Genomic DNA, 13,773 nt, shown 5'->3' on the forward strand with positions numbered 1-13,773 from the left:
GAAGTGCCTGCGCAACCGCCGATTACGTGGTCCGTCAATCTCCACTGAACCATGACCGCACCTGTCCGCATCGCGCTCGACGCCATGGGCGGAGATCACGGACCTTCGGTCGTGATTGCCGGCGCCGAGATTTCGCTTGTCCGCCACCCCGACACCAGCTTCCTGATCTTCGGCCGTGAGTCGGAGGTCCGGCCGATTCTCGACCGGCACCCGAAGGTCGCCGCGGTGTCGGAGTTCCAGCACACCGAGGTGGCGGTGCGCATGGACGACAAGCCGAGCCAGGCGCTGCGCGCCGGCCGGCGCGTCTCGTCCATGTGGCGGGCCATTGAGGCGGTGAAGCGCGGCGAGGCCGACGTCGCGGTCTCCGCCGGCAACACCGGCGCGCTGATGGCGATGTCCAAGATCTGCCTGCACACCATGGCCGGCATCGAGCGGCCGGCGATCGCCGGCATCTGGCCGACGGTACGGGGCGAATCGCTGGTGCTCGACGTCGGCGCCTCGATCGGCGCCGACGCCCAGCACCTCGTCGATCTGGCGGTGATGGGCTCGGCCATGGCCCGCATCGTGTTCGATCTCGACCGGCCGACCGTCGGCCTGCTCAATGTCGGGGTCGAGGAGATCAAGGGCGTCGAGGCGGTGCGCGACGCCGGCCAGCGCCTGCGCGCCATCGATCTTCCCGGGATCGACTATCACGGCTTCGTCGAGGGCGACGACATCGGCCGCGGCACCGTGGACGTGGTGGTGACCGAAGGCTTCTCCGGCAACATCGCCCTGAAGACCGCCGAAGGCACGGCTAAGCAGATCGCCGAATATCTCCGCGCCTCGTTTGGCAGGACGTTGTGGACGCGGCTTGGTTTTCTTCTGGCGCGCGGGGCTTTCAGGGCGCTGAAGGAAAAAATGGATCCGCGCCGCTCCAATGGCGGCGTCTTTCTCGGTTTGAACGGTGTGGTGATCAAGAGCCACGGCGGAACCGACAAGCTCGGTTTCGCGTCCGCGGTGGATATCGGCTACGACATGGTGCGATACGGACTTCTCGCCAAGATCAGCGCCGATCTCGCCCGGTACGAGCGCGGCACGCTCTCGCCCCCAACGGTTCCGGCGGAGGCAGCCGCGTCGTGACATTACGCTCTGTGGTGCTCGGGGTCGGCGGTTACCTGCCCGAGCGTGTGCTGACCAACGCCGAACTGGCGGGCATGGTCGACACGACCGACGAATGGATCGTCCAACGCACCGGCATCCGCCAGCGGCACGTCGCCGCCACGGGCGAGGTGACGTCCGACCTTGCCCTCGCCGCCGCCAAGGCGGCGCTGGCCGACGCCGGGCTTGAGGCCGCCGACATCGACCTCATCGTGCTGGCCACGGCGACGCCCGACAACACCTTTCCCTCGACCGCGGTGGCGGTCCAGGCCGGGCTCGGCATCACCCACGGCGCGGCGTTCGACGTCCAGGCGGTGTGCTCGGGCTTCGTGTTCGCGCTCGCCACCGCCGATGCCATGCTGACCAGCGGCCGCTTCCGCCGCGCGCTGGTGATCGGCGCCGAGACCTTCTCGCGCATTCTCGACTGGACCGACCGCACGACCTGCGTGCTGTTCGGCGACGGCGCAGGCGCCGTGGTGCTGGAGCGCCAGGAGCAGCCGGGCACGCGCGACGACCGCGGGGTGCTCACCAGCCACCTGCGCTCGGACGGCCGCCACAAGATGAAGCTCTATGTCGATGGCGGCCCGTCCTCGACCCAGACCGTGGGCCATTTGCGCATGGAAGGCCGCGAGGTGTTCCGCCACGCGGTGGGCATGATCACCGACGTCGTCGTCGACGCGTTCAAGGCCACCGGCTATGGGCCGGACGACATCGACTGGTTCGTGCCCCACCAGGCCAACCGGCGCATCATCGATGCCTCCGCCGTCAAGCTCGGCATCGCGGCGGAAAAGGTGGTCACCACGGTCGACCGCCACGCCAACACCTCGGCAGCCTCGATCCCCCTCGCGCTGTCGGTGGCAGCCGCCGAGGGCCGGCTCAAGCCCGGCAACCTGGTGCTGCTGGAAGCGATGGGCGGCGGCTTCACCTGGGGATCGGTGTTGTTGCGGTGGTGATTCCCCGCCTGCCCGGTTGACCCTCTGACCGCGGTCTGATTAACGTTCAAAATCAGAGGGATGCTGAGCCAATTCCGAGTTCGGGGGCTGAAATGGCGGGTCGAACGATCACGCGGGCCGATTTGAGCGAGGCCGTCTACCAGAAGGTGGGGCTGTCGCGGACCGAGTCCACGGCGCTGGTGGAGCAGGTTCTGAAGGAAATTTCGGACTGTCTGGCCCGCGGCGAGACCGTGAAGCTGTCGTCCTTCGGCTCCTTCGTGGTGCGCCACAAGGGCCAGCGTATCGGGCGCAACCCCAAGACCGGCGTCGAAGTGCCGATCCCGCCGCGCCGGGTGATGGTGTTCAAGCCCTCCAACATCCTCAAGAATCGCATCAACGGCCATGCCGACGGCGAGGAAGAGGATTGAGACCGGGCGTGCTCGAATGCGAACAGGCGCCCTCATAACCGGGCGCCGTCCCGGCCCTCCACGTCTTTCTTTTTACGTTGACTTTCAAGACGCGCCGGCCCGTGGGCCCAGAGCGTTATCCGATCTGACTGCATCAGATCGGACGCTCTAAGTTTCTGGCTTTTCGCATGTTCTTTCGCAAAACCGGTATCCACTTTTGCGGAAAATGCTCTAGCGCCGTATGATACCAACGGCCGCGAATGCGGACCGTTGGTTCCGGTCGCGGATTTTCGCAAAATCTCTGATTTCCAAAAAGAAAATCCGCGAGAGTCAACGGCCCCACGCGTCAGCGTTTGGGGCCGTTGGTATGAGTTGAGCTTGGCTGGGTGGCGGACGCGCCGCGCGGGCAGGCTTGCGTCTGCGCAAAGCGATTCCCGATCAAGGGTTTCCGTCCCGAAGCGGACTCTCCCGCGCAGGATCGGGGCGGCACCGTCTGGCAGCGCCAGAATGCGTTTTCCCACAAGCGCTTCTGCCCCGAAGCGGAATCGGAATCGCAAGCCTTCGCCGAAATCCCTTATAGTTGGAATCAGGAACACTCAGACGGTCTCCGGCCCGCGGGCCTTCGAGCCGTCGTCTGGCGGCCGAAAATCCCTGTCCGAACAAGGGCTTTCGGCGGGATCGTGTCCGGGAGGCCGAAGGGATCATCCGGAAGCCGCCTGAATCTTGCGGGCGCGGCGAAGCAGCGGGGAGCGGCGTGGACAAGGAACCGGGCGCCTTCCGAACCATCAGCGAGGTGGCCGAAGACCTCGACCTACCGCAGCACGTGCTGCGGTTCTGGGAGACGCGCTTCTCGCAGATCAAGCCGCTGAAGCGCGGCGGCGGCCGGCGCTACTACCGGCCCGACGATGTCGACCTGCTGCGCGGGATCCGCCATTTGCTCTATGGCGAGGGCTACACCATCCGGGGCGTGCAGCGCATCCTGCGCGACGAGGGCGTGCGCTTCGTCCAGACCGTGTGGCGCCCCGGCGAGGCGCCGCCGGCGCCCCCCGTCGATCAGCGGCCCATCGACCATCTGCCCGCCGACCGCGATTTCGAGCGAAGGGAGCCGTCCGCATCCGCGGTCGCTGCCCCGGACGTCGCGCTGCCGGACCGCACCCCGCCCGATCTCGCTCCGCCCGATCTCGCCCGGCCGGAGCGGGACGGGCCGCCCAGCCTGGATGCGCGCGATCATCCGGCCGCGCGCGATCGTTCGGACCTTGGCGATCCTTCGGATCTGGGCGATCGCCCGGAGCCGGCCCTGCCGTTCGGCCCGCCCGAGGAGGGCAGGGCGCCGCGCCGGCCGGTCGAGCCGCCGTCCCCGGATCTGCCGCCGCGCCGGCCGGTCGAGCCCGCTGGCCGCGGCGGCCTGTTGGGCCTCTTCCCCAAGATCGGACGGGACGCCGAGCCGCCGCTTCTGCCGCGGGTCGTCGAGGTGCCGATTCCGACCGCCCGGACCGAGCCGGTCGTGCGGCCGCCGGAACCGTCGCGCCCGCCCGTCGTGGAGCCGCTGCGTCCGCCGCCGCGCCCGCCCGCGGCGGAGACGGCACCCGCCCCCGCGCTGTCGCGCGAGAATGCCCGCCGCCTGCAGGCGGCGCTCTACGAACTGCAGGAATGCCGTCGCATCCTGGACGCGGCTCTTGGCGGCGAGGGCAAGGGGTGACAGCCGCGCAAGCCGCCGCCTCGCGCGCCGCGCGAGGCTCCATCACGACACGGACTTGTCGGGGGAAATTGGTCTGGCTTCTGGGGAGAATTGCTCCGGCATCAACAGTCCTCATGAAAAAGCCGCGCGGACAGGGCGGAGGATATGAGGTCGGGTTGTTGGGGAGGTCGGGCAGCCGGAACGAGGTAATGAAGCTTGGCCATTACCCCTTTGCAGCCAGCATTACCCAATTTCAGGTGGCCCACGCCCGCGGTGTGCGGGGCTGTCAGGTGTCTTGTTGAATGGCCCAGTCGTGCCAGAGGTCGCGAATAGTGGCCGCCTTCAAAGCAAGCGGCACAAGCATTCTGTCCTTCTTTGCCTGCTCCAGGGCATCAAGCGCCAGTTCCACATTATCGAAACTAAATCCCTTTATGTTAAAAATATCGTATTTCCACCAATGAACGTCTAAAAATCGTTCGACAATATGCTCGGGAAATCTCATGCGAACAAATTTCGCTGGGTTCCCAACAACTATTGAATATGCAGGAACATCTCTTGTAACTACTGACTCGGCTCCAATAATCGCCCCGTCTCCAATCTCAACACCACGCCGAATGAACACGTCCGCGCCGATCCAAACATCATTACCGACAAGCACTTTCGATCTTTGGTCGAACCGCACGTATGGTGTTTCTCGATTGTGGCCCCACGACGCCCTCAGATCATCCCAGCCATGTACATTCTTGACGTACCCGACCATCGAAGTTGTAAAAAACTGATGCGGATGCTCGTCGGGACCGATTACAAATCCATCAGCTATCGAGCAGAATCTTCCAATTGAGCATCTACCAAATAAACCTCTAGAACTGCCGAATACGCCAGAATATGCGCCAAATGAACACTCCGTTCCAATGGATGTGTATTGAACGACTACGGGAGCTTCAAATCTCGTATCGTAGAAAGGATAGTTGCCGGGTCGATTCGAGATATTTATGCCATGTTGGCGCATAAACCGGAATAGTCCATCCGGAAAATTAGAAACGCGACCGTGAGCTGGAAGCGCTGAGCTGGAAACCATAGCTAAGCATAACCTCAAATTTACCATCATAGGTGCTGCCACCAATGACGATATCCTCGATTAGGATTTAAACTGTTATTGATAGCACGAACTTGGCGCTCGACGGTACCCGCCTTGTGAGTGCGCATTACCACGGCCTCCGACATTGCCCGCAACGCCTCGTCAATGCCATTGGTGGTGACCACGGCATAGACGCCCGTCAGGATCACGTCCGCCGATCATAGGCGTAGACCGGAAATCCATCTGCCGACCGTTACCGGCCACGCCGGCCAGCCTGGCGATCAGTCCCAGCTTTTCCGACTCGGCGAGGCCACGGCGAACCGAACCCGCGCTCTGCTCGGTGATGTCGGCGATGGCGCCGATTGACGGCCGCGACCAGCCGTCGGCATCGGAATGCTCGGCCAGCACCATCAACACCACCTTGGCTGCGGGCGAGCCGCAGCGCTGCTCCTGCGTCCACGCAAGGTTGTGCCACCGCTGGCCGTGCGGCGGAGTCGCTTCCGGCGATGTTGAAGGCGTGACGGCGGCGGTCATGGCACCGCCTCGGGCGCGACGCGGCCGTTGCCAATTTCCGTTACAACAATAATGTCGACGATGACGCATTTTCGTAGTAACAGAAAAGCATGCCGGTCGAGTTCGATCACGCCAAGCGCCAAGCCACCCTCGACCACCGGGGCCTCGACATGGCGCGAGCAGGTGAGGTGTTCGCCGGTGCAACGATCACCATCGAAGACGACCGGCAGGATTACGGCGAGGTCCGCTTCATCACGGTCGGCCGGCTCGACGGTCGCATGGTGGTGATCGTCTGGACGCCGCGCGGCGCAGCCCGCCGCATCATTTCGTTGAGGAAGGCCAATGACCGCGAGCAAGCGCTCTACGCCCCCCGCCTGGACCGACCCTGACGACGCGCCCGACCTGTCGGCCCCGGAGTGGCAGGCGAAGATGGCGGCGGCGCCGGTACGCCGGGGCCGTCCGAGGTCCGAGCACCCGAAGGTGTCGACGACGATCCGGCTGGACGCCGACGTGCTCGAGCATTTCCGCGCGAGCGGCGCCGGCTGGCAGTCGCGCATCAACGCGACGCTGCGCCGGTCCATGCGGCGGAAGAAGGCGTAAGCGGGCGTGCAGGCTTCCTTGCGTCTGTGCTTGCAGCAACCACTTGGAAACTTGAAAAAATGTCCAGCTACCTAGGTGTTCAGTCCCGGCATTTGGTGGATAGAATTGAGCCTGAAGCGCTCGGGCTGGTTTGTCCAGCATTTGCAGATAAACTCGTGGGGGGTGAGGCCCTTGAGGGTCTTCAAGCGACGACCGCGCCGCCGCGCTGATGCCGAAGCGCCCCGGCCGGAGCCCATTCTGGTACGGCGGGCGGGCGATTCCACCACCTGAACGAACGCGGAACAGCGTCGGGACTCGCGTCGGGACTTTTGGTCCCGACATCGGCATTTTGTCTCTGTTTCGTTCATGTCCGGCCAGCGGGCCGAATTTTCGGTACCACGCCAAGCCGTTGACGATTTAGGGGAAAATGGTCGGAGCGCCGAGATTTGAACTCGGGACCCCCAGTCCCCCAGACTGGTGCGCTAACCGGGCTGCGCTACGCTCCGAAGGCCGACACCTCTACGCCGCCGCGCTGCGCGGTGCAAGGGCCGGCGCGGGTCGCGCGACATGGGGTCTGGAAAACCGCGCCGCGCCACCTGATACGATTTCCGAGTGACTGGTTTCGCGAGTTCCCTGCGAGTCCTTGGGCTGACCCGGAACGCGTTGACAAGTCGCTGTTTTCCCGTCACTTCTCAGGGCAGCCGACGTGCGGCTGACCATCGAGTCCTTGGCCCTGGGGACTCCGAGTGTCAGTACCAGTACGGTACAAATCGATGCCCGCCACCCGTGCCGTGCTCACCTACGCCCACGTCCGCCACGCCCTCCAGCTGGCCGAGGACGGCACCGCGAACCTCGCCGAATGGGCCGACGAACGCGAACCCGGCCTGCGCATCCGGGTGCGGGGCCGCGCCGCAACCTGGCTGCTGCAGTTCGGCCGCCATACCGTCACCCTCGGCCCGGCCAAGCGCTGGACACCGCGCTGCAGGCCCGTGAGATGGCCAGCCACGTCCGCGGCATGCTCCGGTCCGAGCTCGACCCGAAGCTCCGCATCGCGGCGCGGCTCGCCGGCGCCACGCCGGACGAAGCTGCGGGCGTTCTTCTCCATCGCCGCGCCAAGCAGCGGCAGGAATGGTCGCTCGGCAAGGTGCTGCAGACCGATCTCGACGAGCACATCCGCCAAGGTCGCGTCGTGCGTGGGGTGCGCTGGCCGCCCTCCACCGCCACGGCGCGAGACGCCGAGGCGGTACTGCGGTCGGAACCGTTCGCTGCCATCGCCAATCCGTTCGCGCGGCAGTTCGACGAAGCCGCATTCGAGCAGTTCCGTAACGCCACGGCCGCCGTTCATGGCGGCTCGGCCTCACGCAAGGCGGTGGCCTATCTGGGCGCGGCGCTGTCGTGGGCGCGGGTCCACCACGCTGCGGCGTCGGGGCCGGTCGGGGCACCGCGCTGGTGGCGCGACGTCAAGTCGACCCATGTCGAGACGGTGCGCAACCGGATGCCGAGCGTGGCCGACCTCGGCCTGACCTTGGCCCTCGCCGGGAGGCGCAGCGCCTGTCACCATCTGGCGGAACCGGACCGTCGGAGACGGCGATCCTCGCGCTGTGGTTCGTGGTTCTCACCGCCCAGCGCCTGTCGATTGTTGGCATCGAGCACCGCTTTGTGGTCGAGGACGGGGGCGCCGGTGGGGCGGGGATCGTGTACATCCCCGCCGAGCTGATGAAATCGCGCCGGGGGCATGTGGTGCCGCTGCCGCCGGCGGCGATGGCGCTCGTTCGACCGGCCATTGCCGCGGCCAAGGCGGCGCAGTCGCGATGGCTGTTCCCCGCGCCCCGCAAGCGCCGCGCGGACGAGGATCTGCCGATGACCACCCCCGCGAAGCCGCCCGCCCGCTACAGCGCAATCGAGGGCGCGCGGGCGGGCGCTTCGCTACCGTCCAGCTACACCGCCCGGCGGGACACGACCCCGCCGCCTTTCCTGTCCATGGCCGCCGCCTTGCCATTGCTGGGCGCCGTTTGTGGCGATAGCCTCGCGACCGCTCGAATACGAGGTTGCTTTTCCGTGTCCCGTCTTGCCTCAGCCCTTGCCGCCCTTGGGCCGCAGGAGCGCGCCATTCTCCGTCTCAAGGCGCTCGTCGGCCCCGCGACGGGCAAGACCGTTTTCGCCGATTGCCTCAACCGGTTGAGTTCCAGCAAGCCCGCCTGGACCAACAAGACGCTGACACCGGTGCTTGAGGCGCTGCGCGAAAAGAAGCTGCTCACCGACGATCTCGCCTGTTCACCGGACATCATCCACGCGCTGGCGGTGGAAGCCCTCGACTCGGCGGAGGGCTCGGCGATGATCGCGGCGATCCGCGCGGTCTTGCCGCTGGAACAGGGGAACGTGTGGGATTACAAGGCTGCCGAGATCAGCACGCTGCGATGGCAGCGGCTCGCCGTGCTGCTCAACGACGAGGACGGATTCCAGCGTGCGATCGAACGATATCGCCGCACCTCCTACTCCGTCGCCGCCCCCTCGATCTTCGACCAGCATTTCGCCGTCATCGACGTCGGGGCGGACTGGCTGGCCTCGCGCCGCCCGGCGTTCCAGGTCGCAATCCTTGATGCCAAGGCCGGCCGCTGGATTGGCACCGGCGTGGCGGCGCCGGATTACCCGGCGCTGATGGAGCGCTGCCATCAGGATGCGCAGCTGCGCGCAGCCGCCTTCTCAAAGCTGGTGGATTTCGATCTCTTGACTGGCCAGCTTGGCCGCCTCGGCCAAACCCTTGCCGATCTCCCCGAGGGCGTCCCGGCCGATCTGCCGTTTGCGTTCCGCGCCTCCCGCGCTCTGCTGGCGGGCGACCCGAAGACGGCGGTCCCGCTCTTCGCCGAAGCACTGAGGCTCTACCGCAAGAGCAATCGCAAGCGAAAGGGCGGCCTCCCTGGTTATTTAGGCCTTCTCCATATCTGTGCGCTGCTGGCGGTCGACGACATTGCGCTGCAGCCGGAGATCGAGACGCTGACCGAGGTGAAGGAGGGCCATGTCGGCCTGTTCGCGCTGCGCGGCCTGCTCGAGTTGGCACGCAACAAGGAGACCGCGGCGAAGCAGGCGGTGCAAGCCGGCTTGGCGCTGATCGGCATGACACGACACCCGCCACCGATAAGCACGGGCCTGTTGGCCGCCGCCGCCACCCTCGTCGATCCGGAGATGGTCCGCCGCCATGCCGTGAAGACGTTCATCCCGTTGTTCCGCGCGATAGAGAATTCGATGACGCTGCCGGCGGCCATGCTGGCCGAGGCGCTGGAGCGCGCCGGCCCCGATCCGGCGCCGTACCGCAAATGGCTCGACCGGCCGGACAACGAGATCGCGTTCCGGTTTCTCACGCTCGTCAAGGACAAGGCGCCGTGGGAGCGCGCGCTGGAAAGCCTTGAGGCGATGCTGGCGCCCGCGCGGCCGGCTGAGCCGGCACCGGCTGCCAAGACCAAGCGGCTCGTCTGGCTTGTCAATCCGGATACCCTGGAAATCCAGCCGCTTGAACAGTCGCTGCAGGCGCGCGGCTGGAGCGCGGGGCGCGCGGTTGCATTGAAGCGCCTGCGCGAGGGTGATGCGGCGCTCGATTATCTCGACGAGTTCGACCGCCGCGCTTGCCGTGCCATCCGCCATTCAGTGGAGTCCTGGTACAATCGCGACGTCTTCGAATGCCACGCCGACACCATGCTGCCGCTGCTGGTCGGCCATCCCCGCATGTTCGACGCCCGCTCGCCGGCCGAGCCGGTCGAGTTGATCGCGGGGCGGCCGGAGCTGGTGGTGGCCTCCGACAAGGCCGGTTTTCTCCTGTCGCTGTCTCATGCCGCGGAGCGGCCCGGCGCGCTCATCGAGATCGAGGCTCCGGGGCGCTGGCGGGTGGTGGTGGTGGATGAAGGCGCCGTCGAGGCCGCCGCCATCCTGTCGAACAAGGGCATCGCGATTCCCAATTCGGCGCGCGAACGGCTGACATCGCTATCCCGTCTTCCGGCGCCGGCCTTGCCGATCCGCATCGAGACGCCCGAGATCGAGGATGCCGCGGCCACCGACGGTGACCCCAGCCCGGTGGTGCGGCTCTCGCCGCTGGGCGAGGGCCTCAGGGTCGCAATCGTGGTTCGCCCGGCGGGCGCTGAGGGCCCGCATTTCCTGCCCGGCCAGGGCGGGCGGCTGATCAATGCCGGCACCCAGCGCGTGCGCCGCGATCTGGAGGCCGAACGGCGCCTGGCGGCGGCCCTCAGCGAATCCTGCCCGAGCCTCGGCGGCGACGGCCCCGACTGGATGTTCGATGATCTCCTGGCCAGCCTGGAGTTTCTCGACGAGCTGCGTGCGCTGCCGACGCCTCCGGCGATGGAATGGCCCGAGGGCCAGAAGATGTCGCTCAAGGGCGTGGCCTCGGCCAAGGGCTTCAAGGCCAGCGTCAAGGGCGTGGAGCACTGGTTTTCGGTGAGCGGAACGGTGACGGTCGACGACGATTTGGTGCTCGACCTGAAAGACCTCCTCGACCGCCTGGACAACATGCAGGGCCGCTTCGTGCCGCTCGACGGCGGCGGCTTCATCGCGCTGGATCGCCAGTTCCGCCAGCAGCTGGAGCGGCTTCACCGGCTCGGCGACGGGCTGAAGATCCCGAAGGCGGCGGGCGTCGCCGTGCGCGACCTCCTTGATGGCGCGGCGTCGGTGAAGGCGGATACCCGCTGGAAGGACTTCGTCCGCCGCCTTGATGAGGCCGAGGGCTGGGAGCCGGCGTTGCCCTCGGGTTTCGCCGCCGAGCTGCGCGATTACCAGCGCGACGGCTTTGCCTGGATGAGCCGGCTGGAGCGCTGGGGCGCCGGCGCCCTGCTCGCCGACGACATGGGGCTCGGCAAGACGGTGCAGGCGATCGCGGTGATGGCCGCCAAGGCCGCCGCCGGTCCCATGCTGGTGGTGGCGCCCACCTCGGTCTGCGGCAATTGGGAGGCGGAGTTGGACCGGTTTGCCCCGGCGCTGCGGCCGATCCGGCTGGCCGAAACCGGCGACCGCGACGAGGCGATCGGCGCGCTCGGCCCCGGCGACGTACTGATCCTCTCCTACGGCCTTCTGGCGCGCGAGCAGGATCGGCTCACCGCCATCTCCTGGGCGATGGCCATCCTCGACGAGGCGCAGGCGATCAAGAACCCCGACACGCGGCGCGCCGAGGCCAGCCGCAAGCTCAAGGCGGAGTTCCGCCTGGCGCTGACCGGCACGCCGGTCGAGAACGACCTCGACGAGCTGTGGAGCATCTTGGCCTTCGTCAATCCCGGCCTCTTGGGCGGGCGCGACCGGTTCGCCCGGCGGTTCGCCACGCCGATCAGCCGCGACAACAACGCCAATGCGAAGGCCGCACTCAAGGCGCTGGTCCGCCCCTTCCTGCTGCGCCGGACCAAGGCGCAGGTGCTCAGCGAACTGCCGCCGCGCACCGAGCAGACCATCCTCATCGAGCAGGAGGCGGAGGAGCGCGCCTTCTACGAGGCGCTGCGCCAGCGCGCGCTGGAGCGGCTGGAGGAGGTCGGGGATGAGCGCACGCGCATCCACATCCTGGCCGAGATCACCCGGCTGCGCCAAGCCTGCTGCCATCCGGCGCTGGTCGCTGCGGACTCTGGCGTCGGCTCCGCCAAGCTGGAGGCGTTCCTGGATCTGGCGGACAACCTCATCGAGGGCCGCCACCGCGCTTTGGTGTTCAGCCAGTTCGTCGGCCATCTCGGCAAGGTCCGCGCCGCGCTCGACGCCAAGAAGATCACCTACCAGTATCTGGACGGCTCGACCCCCGAGGCCGAGCGCCAGAAGCGGGTGGCGGCGTTCCAGGCCGGCGTGGGCGAGCTGTTCCTGATCAGTCTCAAGGCCGGCGGCGTTGGCCTCAACCTCACCGCCGCGGATTACGTGATCCACCTTGATCCGTGGTGGAATCCGGCGGTCGAGGACCAAGCCTCCGACCGCGCCCATCGCATCGGCCAGAGCCGCCCGGTCACCATCTACCGCCTCATCGTCAAGGACAGCATCGAGGAGCGCATCGTCGCGCTGCACCGGCACAAGCGCAACCTCGCCGACGCTTTGCTGGAGGGCGCCGATGCGACGGCCCAGCTCTCCGAAGAGGACCTGCTCAACCTGATCCGCAGGTCTGACTGACTCCAACCGGCCGCGCCCGGCAGCGGTAACAGATCTGCCGCCGCGGCCGCGACAGCCCGCACCAACGCCACCAAAAGTACCAATCGGAGTACCAATGAAAAACCAATGAATTACCCCGCTCGCACCTCACGCACTTCGAGTGGAAATCGCCGCCGAAAACGCAAAATGCGGGTTTTTCGCGATCTTCAATTGCGATGCTGTCCTTTTGCTGCCCAGAAGCGATCCGGCTCCCCAGCCGCCCGGAGATTACCTTGGTTCGCTGGTCTGACGGAAAGACGGTCGGATCGAAGGCGGCGCGTGCCGCCATCGGCCCACGGCGCGGCGGCGGCCGTCAAGGCCGCGCCTGCGACGCCCCGTTTCACCAGCGCGGCGCCTCTTCCGCCGCCGGCCTTGCCGCCAGCCTCACCACCGGATCCTCCGCCGAAACCACGTGATCGAGGTTCCGCGCCTTCTTCAAAATGCGTCAAAACGCTTCGAAACGTAATGCAACGAATTGCAGCAAAATGAAGCGATTTGAAGAGGGCACACCTGTGCATCTCCGACGCTCTCGGCCTTCCCCCGTATCCACGTGGCTGCCGCCAAATCGCGACCAAGTCGAACTGGCGTGTACGAACCCGCATGCTCGGTTGAGCAGGAGGGGCGTCACGAGAGATGCGCCCTATCCCCATTAATTGGTGCACTCGCGAAAGCAAACGGCCAATAAGGCACCGCCTGCCGGTCGCAAGCGGCCGACAGGCGGTGGATGGGCCGCCATCCTCAACGCGGGTTCGGCGCGGGCAGCTAGAATCTCTGCCCCGGCCGACGCGGCACTTGCGCCGGCTTGCGCTGCGGCACCTGCCGCATCACCGGCTGACGCATGACTTGGGGCTGCCGTTTGACGCTCTGCGGCCTCACATGCGGCTGCCGCACGACCTTCTGCGGTCTCGCTTGGGGCTGCCGCATCACGTGAGGCTGCCGTTTGACGCTCTGCGGCCTCACATGTGGCTGTCGGCCGATGGTTGCCGGTCGATGGGTGTGTGTCGGTGCACGGACCCCCTGGCTTGACGGCCGGACGCCATGGACCGGCGGCCGAACGCCATGGACTGGCGGGCGAACGCCATGGATCGGCGTACGCACGCCCTGGCTTGGTGGCCGAACGCCATGGACCGGCGGCCGAACGCCATGGACTGGTGGCCGAACGCCATGGACCGGCGGGCGAACACCATGGATCGGCGTACGCACGCCGCCTGGGCAGTGCGGGCCGACGCACGGCGGCCGAACGCCTTGGCTTGGCGGCAGCACGCCATGGACCGGCGGCCGAACGCCATGGAC

General features: G+C 66.8%; 11 protein-coding genes, 1 tRNA gene and 3 pseudogenes. 9 read left to right on the forward strand and 6 right to left on the reverse strand.

Going from position 1 to position 13,773, the window contains the following annotated elements:
• Nucleotides 1-51: 51 nt before the first annotated feature.
• The 4 genes and pseudogenes from plsX to F1193_RS17735 form a co-directional block, all read left to right on the forward strand.
• Nucleotides 52-1,119, forward strand: coding sequence for a phosphate acyltransferase PlsX (gene plsX, locus F1193_RS12260; RefSeq protein WP_150098104.1), 1,068 nt, complete (start codon nucleotides 52-54; stop codon nucleotides 1,117-1,119).
• Nucleotides 1,116-2,090 carry a beta-ketoacyl-ACP synthase III gene (locus tag F1193_RS12265; RefSeq protein WP_150098105.1) on the forward strand — a complete coding sequence of 325 codons (975 nt, stop codon included), beginning with the start codon at nucleotides 1,116-1,118 and terminating at the stop codon, nucleotides 2,088-2,090. The genes plsX and F1193_RS12265 overlap by 4 nt, the downstream gene beginning before the upstream one ends.
• Before the next feature lie 92 nt (nucleotides 2,091-2,182).
• On the forward strand, nucleotides 2,183-2,497 hold the full coding sequence (locus tag F1193_RS12270; protein WP_126400206.1) for an integration host factor subunit alpha: 315 nt from the start codon (nucleotides 2,183-2,185) through the stop codon (nucleotides 2,495-2,497).
• 733 nt (nucleotides 2,498-3,230) lie between these two features.
• Nucleotides 3,231-3,465, forward strand: a pseudogene (locus tag F1193_RS17735) (MerR family transcriptional regulator); the annotation flags it as partial.
• Nucleotides 3,466-4,664: 1,199 nt separating this feature from the next.
• On the opposite strand, the pseudogene F1193_RS17795 reads toward F1193_RS17735, so the two are convergent.
• Nucleotides 4,665-4,809, reverse strand: a pseudogene (locus tag F1193_RS17795) (DapH/DapD/GlmU-related protein); the annotation flags it as partial.
• Between the two features lie 585 nt (nucleotides 4,810-5,394).
• Entirely contained in the window at nucleotides 5,395-5,766 is a 372-nt protein-coding gene (locus F1193_RS12290) for a helix-turn-helix domain-containing protein (protein WP_150098108.1), read from the reverse strand.
• Nucleotides 5,767-5,855: 89 nt separating this feature from the next.
• Here F1193_RS12290 and F1193_RS12295 point away from each other — a divergent pair, with 89 nt between their 5' ends.
• Nucleotides 5,856-6,134 carry a BrnT family toxin gene (locus tag F1193_RS12295; RefSeq protein WP_150098109.1) on the forward strand — a complete coding sequence of 93 codons (279 nt, stop codon included), beginning with the start codon at nucleotides 5,856-5,858 and terminating at the stop codon, nucleotides 6,132-6,134.
• Nucleotides 6,088-6,345 carry a BrnA antitoxin family protein gene (locus tag F1193_RS12300; RefSeq protein WP_150098110.1) on the forward strand — a complete coding sequence of 86 codons (258 nt, stop codon included), beginning with the start codon at nucleotides 6,088-6,090 and terminating at the stop codon, nucleotides 6,343-6,345. Before F1193_RS12295 ends, F1193_RS12300 begins: the two co-directional genes overlap by 47 nt.
• A gap of 71 nt (nucleotides 6,346-6,416) precedes the next feature.
• Here the strand turns inward: F1193_RS12300 and F1193_RS12305 are convergent.
• From F1193_RS12305 to F1193_RS12315, 3 genes and pseudogenes are all read right to left on the reverse strand, one after another.
• Nucleotides 6,417-6,539: pseudogene (locus F1193_RS12305) on the reverse strand (IS481 family transposase); the annotation flags it as partial.
• Nucleotides 6,540-6,752: 213 nt separating this feature from the next.
• Nucleotides 6,753-6,830, reverse strand: a tRNA-Pro gene (locus F1193_RS12310).
• Between the two features lie 243 nt (nucleotides 6,831-7,073).
• Nucleotides 7,074-7,265 carry a hypothetical protein gene (locus tag F1193_RS12315; protein ID WP_150098111.1) on the reverse strand — a complete coding sequence of 64 codons (192 nt, stop codon included), beginning with the start codon at nucleotides 7,263-7,265 and terminating at the stop codon, nucleotides 7,074-7,076.
• A gap of 53 nt (nucleotides 7,266-7,318) precedes the next feature.
• On the opposite strand from F1193_RS12315, the gene F1193_RS12320 reads away from it, so the two are divergent.
• Entirely contained in the window at nucleotides 7,319-8,041 is a 723-nt protein-coding gene (locus tag F1193_RS12320) for a hypothetical protein (protein ID WP_150098112.1), read from the forward strand.
• Nucleotides 8,042-8,382: 341 nt separating this feature from the next.
• Nucleotides 8,383-12,462 carry a DEAD/DEAH box helicase gene (locus F1193_RS12325; protein WP_170263586.1) on the forward strand — a complete coding sequence of 1,360 codons (4,080 nt, stop codon included), beginning with the start codon at nucleotides 8,383-8,385 and terminating at the stop codon, nucleotides 12,460-12,462.
• Between the two features lie 974 nt (nucleotides 12,463-13,436).
• On the opposite strand, the gene F1193_RS17800 is transcribed toward F1193_RS12325, so the two are convergent.
• Entirely contained in the window at nucleotides 13,437-13,646 is a 210-nt protein-coding gene (locus tag F1193_RS17800; RefSeq protein WP_425457236.1) for a hypothetical protein, read from the reverse strand.
• Between F1193_RS17800 and F1193_RS12330 the strand changes: the two genes are divergently transcribed.
• The coding region (locus tag F1193_RS12330) for a hypothetical protein (protein WP_150098114.1) at nucleotides 13,561-13,773 on the forward strand (213 nt) is incomplete at its 3' end. The genes F1193_RS17800 and F1193_RS12330 overlap by 86 nt on opposite strands.

Origin of the sequence: Blastochloris sulfoviridis (genome assembly GCF_008630065.1) — a bacterium.
Lineage (GTDB): Bacteria > Pseudomonadota > Alphaproteobacteria > Rhizobiales > Xanthobacteraceae > Blastochloris > Blastochloris sulfoviridis.